Raw genomic sequence first — 4,873 nt, forward strand, 5'->3', positions numbered from 1 at the left:
AACTTCAAAATTAACTAAGATTTTGTTTTGGATTTTAAAAAAACTGGCTTTTAATGTATTCTAATCTACAGAAAAGCTTGACGGGTTCTTAATAAAATGGAAAGATGTATAGTGAGATTGAGAGTCGAATATCATATTTAATTGGAATTAGGGGATTTGAGACAAATGAGTGAAGATAACAAAGACTTAAATTTACAGCGACCGCAGCAGCAACATCACCATCACCACCATCATCGTCATCATCGGGTGAGGAATACAATCATTGCCATCTTGGCCATTCTGGTAGTCGGCAGTGGTATGTACGTTGCATACGCTTGGCACAAGCTCTCGCAGACTTCTAAGGTGATTTACAAGAGCGCTGGAGCACCTAAATTACGATCTGCCAGCAAGGTGATCTCTAAGCAAAAGCCAGTATCAATTCTTTTATTGGGGACAGATACTGGCGCGCTTGGCCGGAGTTATAAGGGTCGGACGGATACAATCATGATCATGACAATCAATCCTAAGACTAATAAAACAACCATGGTTAGTTTGCCACGTGATATGAAGGTAAACTTACCGGGTTATGCCAAATACTCACCTGCTAAAATCAATGCTGCATATACTTATGGCGGTGTAAAGGAAACTATTACCACTGTTCAGGACTACTTACATGTGCCAATTGACTATTATCTGTTAATTAATATGGGTGGTCTTGAAAAAGCGATTGATAAAGTCGGCGGTGTGGACGTAACTTCACCACTGTCGTTCAATTATGAGGGTGCCACCTTTAAAAAGGGTCAGACCTATCACTTGAATGGTAGTAAAGCCCTTAAGTTCTCACGAATGCGTTATGATGATCCACGAGGTGACTATGGGCGCCAGGAACGTCAACGACTCATTATCGCAGCACTGTTAAAGAAGTCGATTTCTTACAAAACAGTTTTGAATGATGATTTCCTAATGGCTATTGCGGATGAGATGCAAACCGATCTAACTAGGAATGATATGTTAGGTTTAGCCTTGCATTACAGAAATGCAGGTAAGAACAGCACATCTGATCACGCTCAAGGAACTACTGAAATGATTGGTGGTCAATCGTTCGAGGTTGTTTCTTCCGCCGAACGAACTCGTGTATCTAATGAGTTACACCAGAGTCTTGGTTTGAATTCAAGCAATCAATAGCCTTTCTGCAATCATCAGTGATGATGGTTGCTTTTTTGGTATTCCTAGTGAATTATGAATTTGAAAGCTGAGTGCGCATTAATAAACAAACATGGTATTATTGTACAGACCTGAATAATGTCATATGTATCAATTTAGTTAAATGTCTTAAGAAAATCTTGTTTTTTTATCGGTTCTGTTAAATAATTGTTACTAGTATTGTTAGAAAACGACCATCTCGGAGGGAAAGCATGGATAGCACCTTAGATTTACGGCAAATGTTTGGGATCTTACGCAAACATATATTATTTATTATTATCGCAACAATTGGTTTCGGCTTGATTGCCTTTGGTGTCGCGGAGTTTGCGATGACACCGAAGTATTCTTCAACTACACAGCTTTTAGCTAATCAAAAGGATGATAACAATCCGGCATTAGCAGCTCAGAATCAGCAAGCTGACGTTCAAATGATTAGCACCTATAAAGATATTGTTACTAATCAGTCAATATTGAGGCAAGTTAAGTCTAATCTAGCACACCCGGCTAAGTTGGTTCGTAAAGCTACAAAAGCCGTTTATCGGACGAATGGAGTCACTGGAAAGAGAACTTTAGTTCAAGCGGCCAAGCCAGCCGTGTATAAAGCATCGGGTACTGCGTACGATGTGGGTATTGGAGAAATGCAAAAAGCAATTTCTATTTCTAATCAGCAAAATTCCCAGGTATTCTCTTTAACCGTTAAGACCGATAATCCTGGAAAGTCTGCAGCGGTTGCCAATGAAGTCGCTCAAGTTTTTAAAACCAACATTCAGAAAATGATGAGTGTGAATAATGTGACAGTTATTTCTAAGGCCACACCAAATTACACTAAAACTTCCCCACGGACGAAGTTAATTGTATTAATAGGATTGGTTTTCGGTTTGCTAATTGGAATGGGCTATGCGCTCATTAAAGAATTAACCGATACAACGGTTAAAGAAGATGACTTCTTAACTGAGGAGTTGGGACTCACCAATTTAGGACACGTGGCAAACATTAAGATCAACAATACTAGAATGGTGACAAAAACGAATAGTCGTGAAGATTCAAACCGTAGCAGACGAGTTCGGGTATAGGAGGAACTGAGATGCCATTGTTTCATCATAAAAAGCGTTTATCAAATGACACTATAGAAAATGGGGTCAAGCTGGTTACAGCAGTTGAACCAAAGAACATAGTGTCTGAACAGTTCAGAACGATTCGGACTAATATTGATTTCTCGAGTGTTGATAGACAGTTAAAGACGATTCTTTTTACTTCCTCCGATGTGAGTGAAGGGAAGTCGACTGTATCTTCGAATGTTGCTGTAACTTGGGCACAACAAGGTAAGAAGGTCCTATTTATAGATGCCGATCTACGTCGTCCAACATTGCATACAACGTTTGGTCTTCCTAATACGCAAGGATTATCAACTATTCTGGTTAATAATGAAGATTATCATAGTGTGATTTCCAGTAACGTTATCGATAATTTATCCATAATTACCAGCGGACCCATCCCGCCGAATCCGGCAGAACTGTTAAATTCGAATCGGATGAAGAATTTTCTTCAGTCAGTTGAAGCAGAGTATGACTTAGTGATTCTTGATGTACCACCGTTATTATCAGTGACGGATACTCAAATTATATCTGCCAACGTTGATGGTGTTGTATTGGTGGTTCGGCAAGGAGTGGCTCAAAGAGCAGCCGTTAAGCGTGCCAAAGAATTGTTGACAATGGTGAAGGCCAATTTACTAGGTTATGTACTTAATGATGTTGTTTCTAAGAATGGTTACGGATATGGCTATGGGTATGGTTATGGGTACGAAAAATAATTTGAAGGGATGATTATGATGATAGACCTTCATTGCCATTTGTTGCCAGGTGTAGATGATGGGTCAAAGGATATGGAGACATCGCTTAGGCTAGCATCTGAGGCAGTTAAAGATGGAATTAGTTTCGCGCTACTGACGCCTCATCATATGAATGGTGTGTATATCAATCATAAAGTAGATGTAATTAGGGAGACAAAAGAATTTCAGAAACAATTGAATGCACATCATATTAATTTGACTGTTTTCCCGGGACAAGAAGTTCGAATCAACGGTGACTTACTTACTGCGCTAGATCAGGATGACATTTTGTTTGCTGATGAAGGAAACCGTTATTTAATGCTTGAGTTTCCCGATGATGACGTGCCAGCCTACACGGACGATATGGTCTATCAATTACAGCAACGGGGAATTATACCAGTGATAGTCCATCCAGAACGTAACACTAGAATTATGAAGTATCCAGATTTAATTTATAACCTTTTACAAAAGGGATGTTTATCTCAAATAACAGCAAGTAGTTACGTTGGAACATTTGGTACTAAAGTTGAAAGATTCAGTGGTCAACTTATTGAAACCGGCCAAGCGTATATTTTTTCTTCTGATGCTCATGATTTACCAGGACGAAGGTTTGAGATGAAGCAGGCATTTGAAAAACTACAAGGGGAATTCGGTAAAAAGATTGCGAAAGAATTTGATGAAAATGCCAAAGCAGTTATTAATGGCGAATTAGTAATACCTCATCAGCTTCAACAGATAAAAGCAAAACGTAGAGGACTGTTAGGTTGGTTTTAAATTTTGAAGGAAACAACTTTTCAGAATCTTTAAGGGAAGGGGGGGTTATTAATTAAAATAAAGATTTTAGTTGCAACTCATAAATTGGCAAATATGCCAAAAGATTTAGATCTTTACTTGCCGATCTTAGTTGGAGCATCCAGAAATTGGCATGAGAATATTAATTTTCAACGTGATGATATGGGGGACAACATATCTGATAAAAATCCAAATTACAATGAATTAACAGCTGCATACTGGGCTTGGAAAAATTTGAATGATGTTGACGCAATTGGGTTAGTTCAATATCGCCGATATCTAGCACCTAAGAGAAGCGTCGGTTCTGCCAACGTTTTAAGGCAAAGTCAGATTGAAAAAATGCTTACAAATTATGACCTGATACTTCCAAAAAAGCGAAGGTATTATATAGAGACTAACTATACCCATTATGTGCATGCTCATCACAGTGAGCCACTAGATCAGACTAGAGAAATAGTGAAAGAACAATATCCAGGTTATTTAAAGTCTTTTGACCATGTTATGAAAATGCGTAGTGCACATATGTTTAACATGTTTGTGATGAAGAAAAATATATTTGATAATTATTGTGAATGGATGTTTGGCATACTTAATAAATTAGAGGCTAGAATTGATGTTTCGCAATATTCTTCCCAAGAGGCCAGAGCTTTTGGGTATATTTCCGAATTATTGATGGATGTTTGGGTTGAGAAAAATCATATTAAGTACACGGAAACTCCTTGGATTCAATTAGGTGGTAAACACACATTTAGAAAAATTTTCTTTTTTGTTGGTAGGAAGTTCAATATAGGGGTCAGAAAAACGCATTTTGAGTGAAATGACAAATGGATTAGTGTCCTATGATACCAATAACTATAATAATTTAACTGATGTCTAAATTTTAAAAATACATTACAGATTTTTATAGATTTTTCTAAATTAGAGTTTTTGAATACTGTGGGAAAGGCATCTTTCAAGAAGACAGAAGACTATGGACTTAGGACTGGAAGACTTTTTAGAAGCAATATTTGTAATTAACGTGTAAAAGTTTTCTGTACGACTAGATGTGCAAAACAGAATATAAATTCTAGT

At 37.6% G+C, this 4,873-nt stretch carries 5 protein-coding genes; all 5 read left to right on the forward strand.

Translation table 11 applies throughout. The features are described 5' to 3' along the window. Window positions 1-165: 165 nt before the first annotated feature. On the forward strand, window positions 166-1,164 hold the full coding sequence (locus GM612_RS12100; RefSeq protein ID WP_155432600.1) for an LCP family glycopolymer transferase: 999 nt from the start codon (window positions 166-168) through the stop codon (window positions 1,162-1,164). A 230-nt stretch (window positions 1,165-1,394) separates the two neighbouring features. Beyond that, entirely contained in the window at window positions 1,395-2,255 is an 861-nt protein-coding gene (locus GM612_RS12105; RefSeq protein ID WP_155432601.1) for a YveK family protein, read from the forward strand. 11 nt (window positions 2,256-2,266) lie between these two features. Then, the gene (locus GM612_RS12110) at window positions 2,267-2,992 is read left to right on the forward strand and encodes a CpsD/CapB family tyrosine-protein kinase (RefSeq protein ID WP_155432602.1); all 726 of its coding nucleotides are present in this window, start codon (window positions 2,267-2,269) and stop codon (window positions 2,990-2,992) included. 18 nt (window positions 2,993-3,010) lie between these two features. Further along, complete coding sequence (locus GM612_RS12115; protein ID WP_155432604.1) at window positions 3,011-3,784, forward strand: tyrosine-protein phosphatase; 774 nt, start codon at window positions 3,011-3,013, stop codon at window positions 3,782-3,784. A gap of 51 nt (window positions 3,785-3,835) precedes the next feature. Beyond that, complete coding sequence (locus tag GM612_RS12120; protein WP_343031908.1) at window positions 3,836-4,618, forward strand: DUF4422 domain-containing protein; 783 nt, start codon at window positions 3,836-3,838, stop codon at window positions 4,616-4,618. The last annotated feature ends 255 nt before the right edge of the window (window positions 4,619-4,873 follow it).

The sequence above is a fragment of the Secundilactobacillus folii genome, from assembly GCF_009720675.1.
Taxonomy (GTDB): domain Bacteria; phylum Bacillota; class Bacilli; order Lactobacillales; family Lactobacillaceae; genus Secundilactobacillus; species Secundilactobacillus folii.

Bases quoted from the DNA above. Each gene is read 5' to 3' on its own strand.
- GM612_RS12110 (WP_155432602.1), top strand. From the start codon at position 2,267: ATGCCATTGTTTCATCATAAAAAGCGTTTATCAAATGACACTATAGAA.
- GM612_RS12105 (WP_155432601.1), top strand. From the start codon at position 1,395: ATGGATAGCACCTTAGATTTACGGCAAATGTTTGGGATCTTACGCAAA.
- GM612_RS12100 (WP_155432600.1), top strand. From the start codon at position 166: ATGAGTGAAGATAACAAAGACTTAAATTTACAGCGACCGCAGCAGCAA.
- GM612_RS12115 (WP_155432604.1), top strand. From the start codon at position 3,011: ATGATAGACCTTCATTGCCATTTGTTGCCAGGTGTAGATGATGGGTCA.